The organism is Okeania sp. SIO3I5, from assembly GCF_010672085.1.
Lineage (GTDB): Bacteria > Cyanobacteriota > Cyanobacteriia > Cyanobacteriales > Microcoleaceae > Trichodesmium.
In genome coordinates, this window is record NZ_JAAHHT010000040.1 from 45,112 (window position 1) to 59,571 (window position 14,460).

Annotated in this window: 13 protein-coding genes and 1 pseudogene; 6 read left to right on the plus strand and 8 right to left on the minus strand. The window is 35.0% G+C overall.

The genetic code is table 11. The features are described from left to right. The first annotated feature begins 40 nt into the window (after window positions 1–40). From F6K40_RS12135 to yidD, 3 genes are all read left to right on the plus strand, one after another. Complete coding sequence (locus F6K40_RS12135) at window positions 41–883, plus strand: M15 family metallopeptidase (RefSeq protein WP_293136031.1); 843 nt, start codon at window positions 41–43, stop codon at window positions 881–883. A 15-nt stretch (window positions 884–898) separates the two neighbouring features. Further along, window positions 899–1,780: an aspartoacylase gene (locus F6K40_RS12140; protein WP_293136034.1), complete on the plus strand. Its 882-nt coding sequence runs from the start codon at window positions 899–901 to the stop codon at window positions 1,778–1,780. Between the two features lie 822 nt (window positions 1,781–2,602). After that, window positions 2,603–2,821 (plus strand): membrane protein insertion efficiency factor YidD, encoded by a 219-nt coding sequence (gene yidD / locus F6K40_RS12145; RefSeq protein ID WP_293136037.1) that lies wholly within the window; start codon window positions 2,603–2,605, stop codon window positions 2,819–2,821. 1,402 nt (window positions 2,822–4,223) lie between these two features. Here the strand turns inward: yidD and ygfZ are convergent. The 4 genes from ygfZ to F6K40_RS12170 form a co-directional block, all read right to left on the minus strand. Further along, window positions 4,224–5,276, minus strand: coding sequence for a CAF17-like 4Fe-4S cluster assembly/insertion protein YgfZ (gene ygfZ / locus F6K40_RS12155; RefSeq protein ID WP_293136039.1), 1,053 nt, complete (start codon window positions 5,274–5,276; stop codon window positions 4,224–4,226). A gap of 225 nt (window positions 5,277–5,501) precedes the next feature. Next, on the minus strand, window positions 5,502–5,888 hold the full coding sequence (locus F6K40_RS12160) for a hypothetical protein (protein ID WP_293136041.1): 387 nt from the start codon (window positions 5,886–5,888) through the stop codon (window positions 5,502–5,504). A 1,672-nt stretch (window positions 5,889–7,560) separates the two neighbouring features. Further along, the gene (locus tag F6K40_RS12165; protein ID WP_293136044.1) at window positions 7,561–8,118 is read right to left on the minus strand and encodes a DNA-binding protein; all 558 of its coding nucleotides are present in this window, start codon (window positions 8,116–8,118) and stop codon (window positions 7,561–7,563) included. 204 nt (window positions 8,119–8,322) lie between these two features. Then, window positions 8,323–8,754 (minus strand): NUDIX domain-containing protein, encoded by a 432-nt coding sequence (locus F6K40_RS12170; protein ID WP_293136047.1) that lies wholly within the window; start codon window positions 8,752–8,754, stop codon window positions 8,323–8,325. Window positions 8,755–9,182: 428 nt separating this feature from the next. Here F6K40_RS12170 and trpS point away from each other — a divergent pair, with 428 nt between their 5' ends. The 3 genes from trpS to F6K40_RS12185 all read left to right on the plus strand — a co-directional run bounded on the left by trpS (window position 9,183) and on the right by F6K40_RS12185 (window position 11,913). Then, window positions 9,183–10,199: a tryptophan--tRNA ligase gene (trpS, locus tag F6K40_RS12175; RefSeq protein ID WP_293136050.1), complete on the plus strand. Its 1,017-nt coding sequence runs from the start codon at window positions 9,183–9,185 to the stop codon at window positions 10,197–10,199. Between the two features lie 182 nt (window positions 10,200–10,381). Further along, the gene (locus F6K40_RS12180; RefSeq protein ID WP_293136053.1) at window positions 10,382–10,585 is read left to right on the plus strand and encodes a hypothetical protein; all 204 of its coding nucleotides are present in this window, start codon (window positions 10,382–10,384) and stop codon (window positions 10,583–10,585) included. Window positions 10,586–11,019: 434 nt separating this feature from the next. After that, window positions 11,020–11,913 carry a methylenetetrahydrofolate reductase gene (locus tag F6K40_RS12185; protein ID WP_293136056.1) on the plus strand — a complete coding sequence of 298 codons (894 nt, stop codon included), beginning with the start codon at window positions 11,020–11,022 and terminating at the stop codon, window positions 11,911–11,913. A 365-nt stretch (window positions 11,914–12,278) separates the two neighbouring features. Here F6K40_RS12185 and F6K40_RS12190 read toward each other — a convergent pair whose 3' ends face one another. The 4 genes and pseudogenes from F6K40_RS12190 to F6K40_RS12200 form a co-directional block, all read right to left on the minus strand. After that, window positions 12,279–12,689, minus strand: coding sequence for a C6orf136 family protein (locus tag F6K40_RS12190; RefSeq protein WP_293136059.1), 411 nt, complete (start codon window positions 12,687–12,689; stop codon window positions 12,279–12,281). 202 nt (window positions 12,690–12,891) lie between these two features. Beyond that, a complete protein-coding gene (locus F6K40_RS40790) occupies window positions 12,892–13,029 on the minus strand; it encodes a zinc ribbon domain-containing protein (protein ID WP_365671168.1) in 138 nt (45 codons plus the stop codon). A 181-nt stretch (window positions 13,030–13,210) separates the two neighbouring features. Further along, window positions 13,211–13,471 (minus strand): annotated as a pseudogene (locus F6K40_RS40795) (transposase); the annotation flags it as partial. Between the two features lie 58 nt (window positions 13,472–13,529). Beyond that, on the minus strand, window positions 13,530–13,880 hold the full coding sequence (locus F6K40_RS12200) for a hypothetical protein (RefSeq protein ID WP_293136062.1): 351 nt from the start codon (window positions 13,878–13,880) through the stop codon (window positions 13,530–13,532). Between the last annotated feature and the right edge of the window lie 580 nt (window positions 13,881–14,460).

Consider the following 14,460-nt stretch of genomic DNA (forward strand, 5'->3'; position numbering starts at 1 on the left):
ATAAAAAACGATTTTGAAATTCACTAGTAGGAGTCAAGTTTTGAACAACGAAAGTCTCTCAGAAAATTTATCTTTAGTCCAGGAAACTGTTGTAGATGAGATTCCCGAAGCAGTCCGAGATCCCCAAAAGCATGAAGAAATTATTCCAACTCCAACTGACAATAAAAAATGGATTTGGAGTTGGATGGGAATAGTTATTTTGGTAGGAGTAGTTACTCTGGGATTACAAGTTCAATCTAATCTCAACCAAGTTAATGCTTCATCACCTCAAACTAAAACTGATAGTATTAAGGCAGCTAATTCTTCTGACACAAAAACCCCTATAATTGAACCACAGAAAAATCCCCTTTCAGATTTGCCTTACTCACAAATAGCAGAAATGGAACTAGCATATATAGTTGCTGATAGTGATGTTAGATTGCAAATAAATGCAGCCAAAAATTTTCTAAAAATGCTTGATGCTGCTAGAAATGAAGGGATTAATTTAGTAGCTTTGAGAGGATTTAAGTCTAAATCTGAGTTAGAAACTTTGCTAAGTAATACTAATACTATTGAGTCAAATTCTCCCGACAATTTTTCACCTCTAAGTTATGGGGAATATATAACAGGTTATGCTGTTGATATTGGGGATAAAAATGCACCTGAAACTTACCAAAATGTGGAATTTGAAAATACGGCAGCTTTTCAGTGGCTAAAAAATAATGCTGCCTACTTTAGTTTTGAAATGATACCTGTCGATAATGAGAAAGGAGTTGGTTATGAACCTTGGCATTGGCGTTATGTAGGCGATCGCCACAGTCTAGAAACTTTTTATCTACCTAATATCATTTCTGAAGAATCAGAGTTAATTCCAGAAAATCCAGAATTCAACAAGGATGAATAATTAGAATTTAAGATAATGGAAAAAATTAATAAATTCGCAATTGTCGGAGGAACACACGGGAATGAATTTACAGGGATATACCTTGTCAAAAAATTTGAAAAGTTTCCAGACTTGATTAGCAGAAAAAATTTTGAGACTAAAACATTATTGGCTAATCCTCAAGCATTTGAATTAGTTACAAGATACATTGATACAGATTTAAACCGTTGTTTTAAATTGGAGAATTTAGAAAATCAGACAAACCTTAACTATGAAGAAAGTAGAGCAAAATTTATTAATCAAATGCTAGGACCGAAAGGAAACCCTAAATTTGATTTTATCTTGGATTTGCATACTACTACTGCCAACATGGGATTAACAATTATTTTGTTAAATTATCACCCTTTTAACTTAAAAATGGCTGCTTATTTAAGTTCGGTTGAGCCAGATGTGAAAGTTTATTTTTGGATTAATCCAGGAGTGGAAAATTCTTTTATAAATTCCATTTGTGAACGTAGTATTGGCATCGAAGTAGGTCCGATCGCTCAAGGAACTCTTCAGGCAGATTTATTTTATAAAACAGAAAAATTAATTCAGATAAGTTTGGATTTCATTGAACATTTTAATGAAGGTAAGCTACATCATATAAATGGCGATTTTGTCATTTATAAACACTTAAAAGTTGTGGATTATCCTAAAACTGAGGATGGAGAAATAGCAGCAATGATTCATCCTGAATTACAAGGGAGAGATTATCAAAAATTAAGTCCTGGTGAGCCAATGTTTTTAACTTTTGATGGCAAAACAATTTATTATCAGGAAGAAAGTCCTGTATGGCCAGTTTTTATTAATGAGGCGGCTTATTATGAAAAAGGAATTGCTATGTGTTTGACAAAACAAGAGAGTATCACAGTTTAAAGAATTCAGAACTCAGAAGTTGTTTTTCTAATAGGTATTTTGAACAACTTTCCCTAAATATTTCACCTGAAAAGGCAGGATAAAAGAATTGATAACTCAGAATTCAGAAGTTATTTTTGCCATAAGTATTTTGAGCAATTATCCTAAAATATTTCACCTGACAAGGCGGGATAAAAGAATTGATAACTCAGAATTCAGAAGTTGTTTTTGCCATAAGTATTTTGAGCAGTTATCCTAAAATATTTATCCTGACAAGGCGGGATAAAAGAATTGATAACTCAGAATTCAGAAGTTGTTTTTGCCATAAGTATTTTGAGCAGTTATCCTAAAATATTTATCCTGAAAAGGTAGGATAAAAGAATTGATAACTCAGAATTCAGAACTCAAAATTCAGAATTTAGAAGTTGTTTTTCCAATAAGTATTTTGGCAACTTTCCCTAAATATTTATCCTGAAAAGGCGAGCTAAAAGAATTCAGAACTCAGAATTCATAAGTTGTTTTTCTAATAGGTATTTTGAGGAAATTTCCCTAAAATATTTTACCTGAAAAGGCGAGCTAAAAGAATTCAGAACTCAGAAGTTGTTTTTCCAATAGGTATTTTGAGGAAATTTCCCTAAATATTTTACTTGGAAATGCGAGATATGATATTATATAGCAATTCCCAAGAAGCGTGAGGTACAAAATTCCTTGGTTTTAGGGAACAGGGAACAGGGAACAGGGAACAGGGAATAGGAAATAGGAACAAATAAAGATAGGTGTACCTCACGATTGCTGAGAAACGCTATATAAAATTAGCAAAAAATTTTTAATTTTGATTTAGATATGAAAGTATTACTAATTAAATTAATTAAAGCCTACAAAATTTTGATTTCACCAATGTTACCTCCATCATGTCGTTTTCAACCGACTTGTTCAGAATATGCGATGGAAGCGATAGAAAGATTTGGAATTTTTAAAGGTAGTAGAATGGCAGTTATGCGAATTTTACGTTGTCATCCTTTTCATCCTGGTGGTTATGATCCAGTACCTCCGAAAAAGTGATATAGAAACCTTACAGCGCTTTTCAGTTGAGTAGACCACAAAACTTTTGTAGGAGTAAGGAGTAAGGAGTAAGCAGTCAAAGGCTAGTTAATCATGAATACAAATCTTCCCGGACTGCCTCCCGATGATTACAACTGTGGTCTATCAAGCATGAAAACTGCTATATGCTATCTTTTACCAATGGATAATGGATTAATTATCCCCAAAGGTATCAAGCCTCTCCATTCATGGAAAAAAAGCGACAGAGTTCGAGCACGAGCAATACTTAACTTTTTTAAGTTGAATAAAAATTCATACGTAAAGGCAAACGACCCCTTATAATTTTTATAGTATCACAAAAATTCTGAGGATAGAACCGAAAATCTTTTGACGCGCCGATTTTTTTTCAAGAGCTTCATAAAATGAAAAAATTATTGGTTTTCTACTCAGGAGCGATAGGTAGAAAGATTTGATCGTGGGAAAAACCAGCATATATTTTTTGGGTGCTGAATAAAATGAAAATATTACTGGTATTGCTCTTGGGTAAAATTCCTGAATATCTAATTGTCTTTTACCAAGGAACTTTAGTTGAATAAAAAGTCATGTACAGGGACGAACAACCCCTTATAGTTTTTATAGTATCACAAAAATTCTCAGGATGGAACCGAAAATCATTTGACACGCCGATTTTTTTAGGTAGCTCTCAGAAAATGCGAAGGTTAGCGCTAACTAACATAGCGATCTAACCGAATAAATCTTCTGATTCTAATCTTAAAAGTAGGGGAGTAGGGGGAGTATTTTTCAATCTTTTCAGTGTATTGCCTTTATTGTGAACTATATGGTTCCCAACTAACCGTTGTTGATCAATAGTTTCCTAGTTCTAAAACTTGTTCTAGCTGTGGGAATGTTAAAAAGTCTCTGTCTTGATCCGAGCGTCTTTTTGACTGTGAATATTGCCGATTTAGTTGTGATAGAGACTTAAATGCTAGTTTGAATCTAGCTGAGGCGGTCAGTGAGAGCTACGCTCCCCCTTCGGCAAAGGACTTTAATATAGAATCCGGTTATATAGTATATGTTCATTATTAAATCGGACAATCGGACCATCTCCCCCAACAATACACTCTTGTATTCAACTGGATTTGATATTACTCCTTACTCCTTACTCATTACTCCTTACTCATTACTCATTACTCATTACTCATTACTCATTACTCATTACTCATTACTCATTACTCCTCAGTAATACGATAACTAATTACCCGGATTCTATATGACAGCTTGTGGACTGGATAAGGCCGACGTTACCAGCAATAGGGAACAGAAAATTTGCCAAAAATCAGATAATTATAGATTTTATTAGATTTTTGTAGATTTCTGGGAACGTTTCTATAGCACTCTCAAGCAAGCAGATTTGATATTGCTTCTAACTTGTAACTTCATCTTGATGTGTCAGAAAAGGTACTTCAACTACTTCCCCTTCTACATCTCCCACTTGCACCTTTAAACCTACTCCTCCTGCCTTTGTTCTAATATAAACTAAACCAAAATAACCATCATTAGTTTCCGTAAAACTTGTCAATTTTCCAACTTTTTCATCCCCAACTTGTACAACATTTCCTAATTCTGCTTTTCCATTTAAACGCACTCCCCAAAGTCTTTTTCTTACACCTTTATATGTGTTTAAACGAGCAATAATTTCTTGACCAATATAACAACCTTTCTCAAAAGAAATAGTATTCCATAAACCAGCTTCCAAAGGATTGTAGTCATCTGTAAGTTCATAGTCTGGTGCGGGGCGACCTTCTTGTATTCTTAGTTGTTCCCACAAGCGATCGCCCATGGGTACTGCTCCAACTTCTATCAACATTTGCCAAATCTCAGCAGCATTATTCACAGGTACTATCAAGGTGTATCCTTCTGTTGCCAACCCACTACCAACAGCAACCCTAACTTCTATATTTCCCATATTTATTAACTGATGACTAGCATCGGGTACATCTGGAGGAGTTGTACCTGCTAATTTGGCGATCGAGTTTTTGCCTTCTACTCCAATCAGACTAAATATGGCATATTCGCTCCTCACATCTTTTACTTCTACCTTATCCATGGGAAAAATATAGCGGTCAAACCATTCTATTAATTGTTGACAACGGACGGGAGAGACTAGCAACAAAACATTGTTTTCTGCAACGTAAGCTGTTGCTAAGTCAATGGTCCGAGCGGTGGGTGTGATAAAAACTGTCTCACAACCTTGCCCTGGTTGAAGAATGTTGAAGTTATTGGTACTTTGGTTATGGAGAAATCGTAGACGGTCATCGTCAGAAATTTGTATTAGTCCCCAATGTGAGCGATCGTATAGAGCTACTCCCTGTTTTGTTGCTTCTATTGCTTGGGTGTCGTTACCAAAACTAACTGGTATGGAGTTTTGAAAAGTTGCTCCATTAGATGTTTGAATATTTTGTAATTTCTGGTTCATAGTTATAATTTAATCTTGATTTTTTAGTTGTAATTTAATCTTGATTTTTGCTTGTACAAATATTAAAGTTTAAACCTTTGTAGTTTGGGTATCTTGCCCGCTAGTATACCTGAATGAAATGAAATTTGCTATAAGTTTTTTTGATAGCGTTTCTCAAGTTACTTAAGTCAAGTTGTTTCTCTTATTTTCTATTCTCTTAACTTATAACTATTAACTTATCAGCAACTATTCTACTTTAGGTAAATCTGCCATCATATTTTCTACTACTTTTAGAGCTTTTTCATCAAGCATATCCCAATTAACATTTCCTTCTTCATTAAGAAGGTTAATATCAATATCAATTTCTACTGTTTCCTCAGCAGCATGAGTAGAAATATAGTTACTAAAACAAACTTGATAACAGAGTTCCCAGACATTAATACTAATTTTTTGGTTTTCATATTCTAAATCTAATCTATAACCTGGAATTGGAGTTTGTACTTCTTCATAAGTACCTTGCCAAACAGAATTTTCGAGTTTTTTCCGAATATGATCTAATATTCTAATAAAGGCAGGCTGCATTAGTAGTTCAGCTTGTTTCCAAGCAGTAATATTGTTGATTTTAGGCTTCATTATATTTTTGATTGAAAAATAAGTATTTTTATCCTAATTTAGGGATAATTATTTGCATTTCATGGTAAATTTAAGTCAATATTTCGATTAAAATATATCTTTTTACAGTTGAACCGTAGTTTGTAGTAAGCGCCTTTTCCTGACAGAATGCTCTGCAAATATGTTGCGGAGCCAAACGCACCCTACTGGACTGTTTCAGCCTCAGTAATTAACTAATTCTTCCAAATATCAGTAAATTTAGTTGTATTTGGCGATTATTCACGGTATAAACGGCTGTAGAATCCGAAAATCTCTACTTAGGGTTTGCTGAATAAATATGAAAGCATTGACAGATAAAGCTTTTAACAACTTTAGATCGGGAAAAAGTACCAGCTTTTAGGTCAAAAAGGTTAAAAAAGTTAGGATTTTAGCCAGACCAAGGATAGAAAAATCACTTTAACAATTATTTCTCCTACTTTCTCTTTCTTCCCACCCAGACCACACTTCCCACCCGGACCACACTTTGCTTTTTTCAGCAAACCCTACTTATTGCTTTTTAAAACAGCCCTGCCTCCTGATTAGGATTGATTATTCACCAAAACTTCGGTAAAACTTCTACATTTTTTGGAAGAAAAACTTCTTGAAAGTTAGTCTAGACAAGGGAATTATACCAAATCCAGTTATGAAAAGCTACTTTGTCCAAATCCTTCTAACCCTTCTGCCTTAACCTTTTAATCAACCTTATATGTATACCGGATTTAGTATTACGTCTGTCTACTAAATCCAATCATTAATAATAAAACGCAAATTTATACCAAATACGGGTATAAAAGTTAGTAATCAATAAATTGAAGCTATGGTTGTGTATCAACCCATCATCAAACAAAATCATCAAGAGTCAAATTTAAAATTTGAACGTTTATGACAACAATACAAAGGTCAAACCTTTACTGATAGTGCTGAATTATTACTAGAGGAGCGTCTAAGCAAGTAAGTTTGTTGTTGATGTAAATGTAGCAATTAAATTGGTTATTCCAGAAATTCATATTGAGCTTGCTTATGCGTTAAATTTTGTTTGCAGAGTATGACCTAGGAAAAGAACACTAGAAAATGCTACAGCCAAGGTCAACTTTTATCTCAACGTTGGTTGAAGACCAGCGCTGCAGGGGCAAGTGCAGCGTCGGGAGGATGTCAATTTGTTTGACTGCTACTCAAGAGATTAGTGATCGCCGAGAGTTGCGTCGGCAGTATCCTATATAACCCATTTGGGATCTATTTAACAAATTAGAAGTCCAATACCCATCTGGCTTTGATGATTTTAGCAGTCATTTTTCATAATTTTTCGGTTTTCTGAACCCTTATAGCGGGACTTCAACAAAATAAACCCAAAAAACATGCTCAAATTAAGACCGGCAAATGCTTTTACGTCAAAAAGGCATAAATATTGAATAAGCACGGGTTCTAGCCATTTTTAGGGCATCGACGTAATTCCCATATCTAGAAAGACTTTGAGGAATTTTTCCGACCATAAAATGTTTAAGTACCAATAGTTGTAAGTCGCCCCTTAAAACGGCTTTCCTGAACCCTTTGTATTTCAAGAAAAGATACACTTAGGGGTTCTATAGACAGCAAGAAACTAGGCAGAACCCAAACACTGCTTGTAGAATTCTCCTTTCCTTTCCCAAATATTTAATTACTTTTGTTTTTTTCCTTTCTTTTTCGATTTTCTCTTCTGAGTTTTTGACTTCTTAGCTTTTGCACGCTGCTGAACTACTTCTGGTGGCGGACCATAATCTCCATCACTAAAGTACACTCGCTCTACTCTCTTTTCTGGCTCGACTTCAATCCACAGCCTGGCACCTCCTGCTTGACTTGTATTTGGTTGATGGGGTTGATAAACTATTTGGCAAGGACCGTGAATTTTCAGAGCGTGGCAATAATCTTTTTTATCTCCTACTTTCACAGCTACTGCTGGATGGGAAGTTTTATAGTCTCTGTTATAGTCTATAGTTTTTCTGAGAACATGAACGATAGTCTTGGCTGTACGTTCAAATTTATTCCAAGTTCCTTGAGGACCACGACGACCTGGTGTAATTTCTGGCATTCCCCGATGGTTCAGAGGAATTCTCCAAAATCTGCCGACTTTTTCGGCATCAACAACACGACCATTATTGAGTAGAAGTCGCAATCTACCTGTGGAAATATTTAGCAGAAAAGCTGCTTGTGTGGTACTAACGTATGAAAGAGTCATAACCATAACGTTATGGTTTTAAGTTATATATATTTATTATAATCTATTTAGCTAGATCATATCTCAATTTACCAAAAAAGTTAATAAGTGGCAAATTATTGGAATTTTAGAGATTTAGAGATTTGTTGCATAAAGGGAGAAATTATAGTAAAAACAGCAGCAAGTCACACAACAGCATGATGGCTTCAGCAATTACCTTTCCACTCACTTAACTTTTGGCCTTAAACCATAATAACGATACCGCAAATAATCTTTGAGAATTTGGTCGTGGTCAAAACAGAGATTTGTAGGAATTTGCCAAGGTTCAAAGACAGCTAAATTTTTCGCATCATCTGCCGCTTTAGGTTCCCCACTAGCAGTGGCAATAAATACCACACTCATAGTATGTTGACGAGGGTCACGCTTGGGGTCCGAATAAACATAAAATTGTTCAATTAACTCCACTTCTAAACTGGTCTCTTCTTTTGCTTCTCGTCGGGCTGCAATTTCGACAGATTCTCCATAGTCAACAAACCCACCAGGAATTGCCGAACCAAAAGGTAGGTTTTTGCGTTCAATTAGTACAATAGGACGCCCTGGTCGGTCGATTAGTTCAATAATAATATCAACAGTAGGAGTAGGATTACGGTATGTCATTTTCAGTTATCAGTTATAGCGCTAGGGAATAGGGAATAGGGAATAGGGAATAGGGAATAGTAAACTTTCAAAGGGTTTTAGGATTTAGAAATGTCCTAATCTTTGCTTCGACTGCTATATCATACCAAATCCGGTTATTATAGGCTGATTACGGTGTAAAGTGAAAAGTAAAGCTCAATATACAATAGAGAAAATTTATAATCAGCTTTTCTAAACCGGATTTGGTATCAGTTATCAGTTCCGACCTTTGAAGTCAGAGACTTTCAAGATATCCTTAAAATAGGGAGACTTGAGACCTTGTTTTTTTGGTTATGTTAATTTTTGAGCAGACTTTCATTAACATATTTTTTCCTAAAATACTGTTATCTGTTAATAATATGTTATTCTTAAGTATTAATTAATTTTGAACCACTAAAGTTAGAAAAATAATGGGTAAACAGCGCGTACTCTCTGGAGTTCAACCAACTGGAAACCTTCATATTGGTAACTATTTAGGTGCAATTCGCAACTGGGTAGAAGGGCAAAAAGAATACGACAATTTTTTCTGTGTAGTAGATTTACACGCTATTACAGTACCCCATAATCCAGCTACACTAGCTACAGATACCTACACTATTGCCGCTTTATATTTGGCCTGCGGTATAGACCTAAATTACTCTACCATATTTGTGCAATCTCACATTCCTGCTCATAGTGAATTGACATGGTTTCTCAACTGTATTACTCCCCTGAATTGGTTGACAGATATGATTCAATTTAAGGAAAAAGCAATTAAACAGGGGGAAAATGTTGGTACAGGTTTATTAGATTATCCGGTTTTAATGGCTGCAGATATTCTACTTTATAATGCAGATAAAGTTCCTGTTGGAGAAGACCAAAAACAACATTTAGAACTTACTCGCGATATAGCGGTTAGGTTTAATCATCAATTTGGTCAGGGAGAAAGTATATTAAAATTACCAGAACCTTTAATTAGAAAAGAGGGTGCGCGAGTAATGAGCTTGACAGATGGTACTAACAAAATGTCTAAATCTGACCCTTCAGAATTAAGTAGAATTAATCTATTAGATCCACCAGATGTAATTACTAAAAAAATTAAACGTTGCAAAACAGATGCGGTTAAAGGTTTGGAATTTGATAATCCTGAACGACCTGAATGTAAGAATTTATTGACTCTTTATGGATTATTTTCAGCTAAAACAAAGGAAGAGGTAATAACAGAATGTCAAGATATGGGATGGGGTAAATTTAAGCCTTTATTAACTGAGGCAACTATTGAAGCTTTAAGACCAATTCAAACAAAATATAAAACAGTCATGGATGATAAAAGTTATCTAGAATCTGTTTTAGCTGAAGGAAAGCAAAAAGCAGGAGCGATCGCTAATCAAACTCTAGAAAAAGTTAAAAAAGCTTTGGGTTATTCATTAATAGGGAATAGGGAATAGGAAAAAATAATTAGTTAATAACTTCATAGCTAATATCTGACAGTTAAATGCTTACCGAACAGCGAAGTTGAAAGCCCTCCTGCTGCAGCCGAGGGATGAAAACGAGCTAATCGTTCAGAATATATGGATTTATCCGTCCTGTTCTATAGATACTATCTTTGTTAATATCTAAGAGTTAGAGTATGTCCCCTTGTAAAGAAATTCAAGTTAATCAAGACAAAGAATTAATCAACATATTAAAGTTTCTCTGTGAAGCAGCTCACAAATTAACAAATATGGGGATTTATTATGCTAGACAATTGTATTTTAAAACTCAAATATGGGGATTTATTATGCTAGACAATTGTATTTTAAAACTCAAAAAAGTATCGGTAAATTTGACTTAGAAAAAGAAGATATAGCGTTTCTCAAATTGGTGAGATACAGTTTTAGATCCCCCCTGCCCCCCTTAAAAAGGGGGGAGTCTTCAAAGTCCCCCTTTTCAAGGGGGATTTAGGGGGATCGTAACTGTACCTCATCTTTATGAGAAATGCTATAAAACCAATAACCACTATAAAGTTTTGCATTCTCAAGCTGCACAACAAATATTAAGAAGTGTAGCAGAATCTTGGAAATATTATTATGGATTAGTTAAAGCTTATCAAACTGGTTAAATAGCAGGCAAGCCTAATACCTAACTTTAGAAGCTCCTGAGCTTCAGCTAGGAGAGTAGTCAAATATTGATTAATAACTAACAGCAATTATCATTAGAGTTAATCTATCCAATAGTCATAACAAAAATTGCAAACTTAACCATAGCTAAATAAATAAATACAAATAAATGAATAGATTTCGCAATGCCGTCAAATCTGGAGAATTTTTAATCACTGCTGAAGTAGCACCACCCAAGGGAGCTGACCCTACTCACATGATTAAAATGGCCGAAACCCTAAAAGGCAAAGTTCATGCAATTAATATTACTGATGGTAGTCGTGCCGTATTAAGAATGTCCTCATTGGCAGCTTCTATCATCTTGAAAAATCATAAGATAGAACCAATATATCAAGTAGTTTGTCGCGATCGCAACCGTATAGCTTTACAAGCAGACCTAATGGGAGCTTCAGCTTTAGGACTTCACAACATTTTGGCCCTGACTGGAGACCCTGTAAAAGCAGGAGACCATAAAGATGCCAGAAGTGTATTTGACATGGAGTCCACACGTCTATTAAAAATGATTGCCAAGTTAAATCAAGGGATGGACTGGAATGAGAAAGTTTTACCGGATGGACCAACAGATTTATTTGTAGGTGCTGCGGTAGACCCTCAGTCCCCTAGTTGGTCAGGATTAAAAAGACGATTTGAACGTAAATTATTAGCAGGGTCTCAATTTTTTCAAAGTCAATTAATTTCTGATTTTGATAAACTAGAAAAATTTATGAATCAAATTGCAGTTGATAGTAATAAGCCAATTTTAGCCGGAATATTTTTACTTAAATCTGCGAAAAATGCTGCTTTTCTAAATAAGTATGTGCCGGGAGTTGATATACCAGAACATATTATTAATCGTTTAGCAAATGCAGAGAAACCTTTACAAGAAGGAATGAAAATTGCTGCCGAACAAATAAAAATGGCAAGCAATATTTGTCATGGAGTTCATCTAATGGCAATTAAGCGAGAAGACTTAATTCCCCAAATATTAGATATGGCTGAAATTTCTCCAATCAGGGTCTCCTGAATAAGTCTGTAAGCATTCAGCAGTCAGCTATCAGCTCTCCGCTATGACTTATTAACTGATTATCAAACTTTCTGGAGGAATTAGTCGCATAAGAAAATTGGCGTTGGTAAATCAAGAGATGAAACTTTAAGATAAATCTGTTTCTAATACCTCTAAAATATCTTATTAAAATAAATGATGGGTCTTACACCTAGGTGAAAATCATCTTACCAATTACCAGCGCCAGAAAATTAAAAGTTATGAATAAAAAGGTCTCCTTTAACTAACCTAAACTCAAGTTATTACGTTTAAAAGCTGAATGTTTACATAAGTCTTATGGGTGAGGGTAGGAGTCATAATTCAGAATTCAGATTGAAAACTACTCCCTAATCCCTAGAGTATAAAAACTGCTTTAATATTTCACTTGGTTTTCTATCCCAAGTATCAATATGTTCATAAATCAACTTATCTTGATTCAACTTATAAGTTGAATAACCATTAAATAAAATCTTAGTTTTCCAAGGAACTCTTAAGACGCCACGCACAGTCCAATTTGCCAAAATTATATCTTCTGCGGTTTGTTGAACATTATGTAAATCAAAATATAGTTCTGTAAAAAATAGCCGACCATGAAAACGCAAAGTCCAAAAAATAATTCGATAATTAAATTTCCACTTAAACCTATTTACCGGGTCTTTAAAAAAAATATTTTGAGTATAGATATCGTAAGAAATATCTTTTTCAAACAAAGTTGGTAAATCTAACTTTAGTCTCTCAATAATTTGTTCAACCTGCACTTAAGTTTTCCTCGCTAGCAAACTATATATCTAATTGACATATCTAATTGACATACTCCCGACGCTCCCCTACGGGAAAAATTAGGGATTCTTCAGCCAAGTGAGCTATGACCGCAGTTTTAACAGAAGTGATGTCCTCCTCCTGTGTTGATAGCAATCCTATTTTTTGTATTAAGAGTGCTGAGTTATAGTCCCTGTCTAGCTATTGTCCACATTTAGGACATGAATGCCAACGCTCTGATAAGCTTTTAGAGACTTTTCTCAAACATTCCCAACAATGTTGAGATGTACCCTTTGGGTCTACGCGTGATAATTTTCTTGCCGAGTTTCCAGGCAACATACTCTAGAAGCTGAACAAACTGCCCAAACGCTGCATCCTGCAAAGACTTATTTAATCCTGACTTAGCTGATTGACCATTTGGTAAAAACTGACCATTATCTCCTAGTTTAGCTTTGCAACGTCGGACTAGGTTAGATATTTGTAGAAGACCTACAAATATCACACTTACATCTGAAAACAAGTGATAAGCCAGCTTGAATTGCCAATCCAAACGTTGTCTAGCTATTAGTTGTCTAGCTATTAATTGATGCACTCCCGCTATTTTACGTTTGAGAATTTTCCAAGCCCTCGAATGTTTTTGTTTCCTGGCTAATCTGACCTGAAGTTTAGATAATCTATGCTCAGAGAATCTGAAAAACTTAGGCACTTCTATAAACTCACCATCGCTGGTGACAGCATAGTATAACAGTCCTAAATCAATACATGCATGAGTTTTTTTCAGTGGGTTGAATTTCTACACGCCTCAAAGGTACAGTTTTATCCTCTATCGTGAAACTGATTTACCATCCATCTGCTTCACGGACTACTGTTCCTGTCTTAACCTTGAATCCTAATGGTATTGATCGATTGTATACTAAAGGGACTAAACCTATCTTTGGTAGATTAACACAATACCTACCGTTAGCATTTTTGACAATATTTGCATTTGATAACTGAGGATAACTAAAAGAATTATAGTAATGCCTGCCTTTAAATTTAGGTCTACCACTTGTTTTACCGTTTTTATCAGGTAAGGTAAAGTTATCCATTGTTGTTTGTAATCTTTGGATAACATCTTGTAAGACCTGGGAGTGTATAGACTTATACTCAGGGAATAGTTTTTTAGTCTGTGCTAAATCTGCTAGTTGCACTGTTTCCCAAGAAACATACCCATTTACTATATTGGGATGCTTATCGCCTTTCCTGGTTATCGGATTACCATTAATGTCCTTTTTTCTACCGTCCCGTGTTTGTGTTCTAAATTCGGGAATATTTGGATAGATTTGCTCTACTGGTACTACTGAAACATTAAGAGGACAAGCATTTACTGGTGTGCGTGTTGCTTAAAACCAATTCAACCTTTCAGCTAAACGGTAATTATATTGTCTTCGAGCTAATTCCAACCAATTAGCTATAATTGCCTTATGGCTTTTATGGGGTTTGAGCAAGGACCTTGTATTTCAGTAGCATAATCTGTATCGACCTTTATACTTTAGCTATTATATCAAAATCAATGACAAACCACAAACATAGGGCCCAGCTTTCCCATACGACGCTCCCCTCACCCCTTTCCAAGCTATGCTTTATAAACATCTTTCTCTTTTCATAAAACTTGACAACATAGACAAGTTATGTTTAAGTCTTGAATCGGCTTTTTCAGGAGAAAAGAGTATTTTTCAATACACTTTTTTATGAATGTAGACAGAATTCTTCCTCCCCCTCCTCCCCATC

Bases quoted from the DNA above. Each gene is read 5' to 3' on its own strand.
- trpS (WP_293136050.1), top strand. From the start codon at position 9,183: ATGGGTAAACAGCGCGTACTCTCTGGAGTTCAACCAACTGGAAACCTT.
- F6K40_RS12160 (WP_293136041.1), bottom strand. From the start codon at position 5,888: ATGAAGCCTAAAATCAACAATATTACTGCTTGGAAACAAGCTGAACTA.
- F6K40_RS40790 (WP_365671168.1), bottom strand. From the start codon at position 13,029: ATGTTGCCTGGAAACTCGGCAAGAAAATTATCACGCGTAGACCCAAAG.
- ygfZ (WP_293136039.1), bottom strand. From the start codon at position 5,276: ATGAACCAGAAATTACAAAATATTCAAACATCTAATGGAGCAACTTTT.
- yidD (WP_293136037.1), top strand. From the start codon at position 2,603: ATGAAAGTATTACTAATTAAATTAATTAAAGCCTACAAAATTTTGATT.
- F6K40_RS12180 (WP_293136053.1), top strand. From the start codon at position 10,382: ATGTCCCCTTGTAAAGAAATTCAAGTTAATCAAGACAAAGAATTAATC.
- F6K40_RS12140 (WP_293136034.1), top strand. From the start codon at position 899: ATGGAAAAAATTAATAAATTCGCAATTGTCGGAGGAACACACGGGAAT.
- F6K40_RS12165 (WP_293136044.1), bottom strand. From the start codon at position 8,118: ATGACTCTTTCATACGTTAGTACCACACAAGCAGCTTTTCTGCTAAAT.
- F6K40_RS12170 (WP_293136047.1), bottom strand. From the start codon at position 8,754: ATGACATACCGTAATCCTACTCCTACTGTTGATATTATTATTGAACTA.
- F6K40_RS12185 (WP_293136056.1), top strand. From the start codon at position 11,020: ATGAATAGATTTCGCAATGCCGTCAAATCTGGAGAATTTTTAATCACT.